Source organism: Aeromonas aquatica (genome assembly GCF_000764655.1).
GTDB classification, from domain to species: domain Bacteria; phylum Pseudomonadota; class Gammaproteobacteria; order Enterobacterales; family Aeromonadaceae; genus Aeromonas; species Aeromonas aquatica.
Genome location: NZ_JRGL01000054.1, coordinates 1 through 2,483, shown reverse-complemented (window position 1 = coordinate 2,483; position 2,483 = coordinate 1). Strand labels below are relative to the sequence as shown.

The 2,483-nt window shown below is 53.6% G+C and carries 2 protein-coding genes and 1 pseudogene; all 3 read left to right on the top strand.

Going from position 1 to position 2,483, the window contains the following annotated elements:
* The first annotated feature begins 353 nt into the window (after positions 1-353).
* Positions 354-734 (top strand): hypothetical protein, encoded by a 381-nt coding sequence (locus LG30_RS0107720; RefSeq protein ID WP_033130128.1) that lies wholly within the window; start codon positions 354-356, stop codon positions 732-734.
* A gap of 38 nt (positions 735-772) precedes the next feature.
* Positions 773-1,720 (top strand): glycosyltransferase family 92 protein, encoded by a 948-nt coding sequence (locus LG30_RS0107715; RefSeq protein WP_238566395.1) that lies wholly within the window; start codon positions 773-775, stop codon positions 1,718-1,720.
* Positions 1,721-1,996: 276 nt separating this feature from the next.
* A pseudogene (locus LG30_RS21435) lies at positions 1,997-2,483 on the top strand (glycosyl transferase family 2); the annotation flags it as partial.

Below are 2,483 nucleotides of genomic sequence, written 5' to 3'. Positions count from 1 at the left end.
CTTCACTCCTTGCAGGCGAGCGATCAGAAGCACGCTTTTTATATCCAAAAGACGATTGCCGAGCTGGATGCGCCAAAACTCCCATCATTGACCGAATAAACGGACGGCGAGTAACTGTACAAGAAGAGGGTATGCAAGCCTCCCACGACTCGTCGGCGCACACTGCCTGAACAAACGCGCCCAGTGACTGAGTGACCGGTGCCACAAGATAAGCAAGGATGCGCTCAGGGGATGACAGCCTCCCCCCGGGTTGGGGTAGACTCTCTGCACCCAAAGCGACTGGCATGACCTGAGTCTGGTCAACTCTGCCAGCGCACCTCACAACAATAAAATGACACGAGTATCAAAACAGGATGACAACCACCTACACCCTGACAACATCGCAACTGGTTACCCAGGGTAGCCAGTTGCGCTGGCATATCGATTCACCTTCACGCAAGGAGCCGCTCACTCTCACCCATGGCCGTATCGTGCTTCAGGGGTGGCTGCTGGCACAAGGAGAGACCTCCCCCCGGCTTGCCATCAAGACTGGTTTTGCCACATACAGCTTTGCGTTCAATACCAAACGGCCTGACGTTGTTGCTGCCATCTTGCAGCAACCTGCAGACAATCACTCTGGATTGTGCTGCGGCTTCAATATCGCGGTGCCCTTCTCTGACCGTATCACCCTGGGGTTGGAGTCTGATGGCCTCATTACCTGGCTGGAGGAGTTGACCTTCTCCCCCACCATATAAGGCAACCGCACTACTTTGTGCCGGTATTCATCTATAGGATGAAACCGGCACTACACCCTGATTATCAATTGGACGAAAAATTGAACCTCTATATTGCTGCCATCATTAAAGATGAATATTCAGGTCTGCTTGAGTGGATTGCCTACCACCGGGTATTAGGCGTGACCGGATTTATGATTGCCGATAATGGTAGCCGCGACGGCAGTACAGAACTGCTTGCCTCTCTCGCCAGATTGGGGATTGTGAGCACATTTGAGCAGCCCAATCTGGATAATCAAAAACCGCAATTGCCCGCCTACGAGCGTATTCTGCGTAGCTGCCCACCTGAGGTCGACCTGCTTGCCTTTATCGATGCAGATGAATTTTTATTGCCGTTGACTAATGAGCTTGGACTGGCCGATTTTCTTGCTTCCCGCTTTCAGGATGAGAGCGTCAGTGCCCTCGCCCTGAACTGGTCCAATTTTGGTTCCAATGGCGAGTTGTTTGCCGAAGACGGCCTGGTGACGGAGCGTTTTACCAAGCGGGCGCCGCAATCTTTCAATGTTCACCACAATTTTAAAAGCGTCGTGAGGCCACAGCGGGTGAATCGTTTTCATAACCCCCATTACGCCGACTTGCGCTATGGCCGTTATGTCGATGCTTTGGGCAATGACGTAATACTGCATCCCAAACATGGCAACGGGGTCAGTGCCGAGGTGCTATGGAGTGGGGTACGTGTCAACCACTATGCCGTCAAGTCACTGGAAGAGTTTTTGCTCGGCAAGCATCTGCGCGGCAGTGCGGCAACTGCCAACCGGGTCAAGCACAAGGCCTATTTCAAGGCCCATGATCGCAATGATGAAGCCTGTTTGTTGGCAGCAGCAATCGCCCCCAGAGTCAAAGCAGAAATGGCAAGGCTGAGCGAGCAATTGGCCGCACTGCCTGAAGAAAAACCGGTGAAGAGTGATTCCTGGTTGGCCAGCAAGATGAAAAATTTGATGCGCTAAGCCGACTATATCTGTTTATTTCTATCGTTTATTCTCCACCACCCGACAGGGGACTGGGTTGAGCAATTCCTCATTCCGACCGTGAATATCCTTATGTATAGCGATAGCTATTGGCAGCCTCTGGCGCTGCCGGACTCCTTTTCTTTGCACTCTGGTTGGATCTTTATTCGCGGACAGGTGCGTGTCCCTCAGCCACGGGGAGAAACCCGGCTGCGTTGGCGGTGTGACCAAGGGATATGGCATGAACAGGTACTCCCTGTCACCCGGCGTGGCACCTTGCAAGAGCTGGTCTATCTGCCCAAAGGAGCCAATCAATTGGCCCTGCTCCCGAGCAGCGAAGGGAGCGATAGCCAGGTTGAAATAGCCCCACTGCGCAGAGTCTCTTCCACCGAGAGCCTCTGGCGTCGACTACGCCGGGTCTTGCCTTTCTATCAACACATCGGCACTCAAAAACGCAAGCGTTTTGGGCTGTCTTGGCATCTGTGGCTGACAGATCTGCAGCAGGCCTATCAACTGGTCGGCAGGTTGCGTGATGACAAACCGCTACATGCTTACGACCACTGGCTGGCAAACTTCGATACGCTGCAACCGGGAGATCGCCGGATGATCGACCGCTTGCTGACTCGCTGGAGCAGCTTGCCCCGGTTCTGTCTTCACCTGGTTGGTGAAGGAGATGACACGACTCGCCAACGCACTCTTGCCAGTATCCAGGCACTTTGTTACCCGGCCTGCCATATCAGTCTGCTGGTACATGATGTAGACG

Bases quoted from the DNA above. Each gene is read 5' to 3' on its own strand.
- LG30_RS0107720 (WP_033130128.1), top strand. From the start codon at position 354: ATGACAACCACCTACACCCTGACAACATCGCAACTGGTTACCCAGGGT.
- LG30_RS0107715 (WP_238566395.1), top strand. From the start codon at position 773: ATGAAACCGGCACTACACCCTGATTATCAATTGGACGAAAAATTGAAC.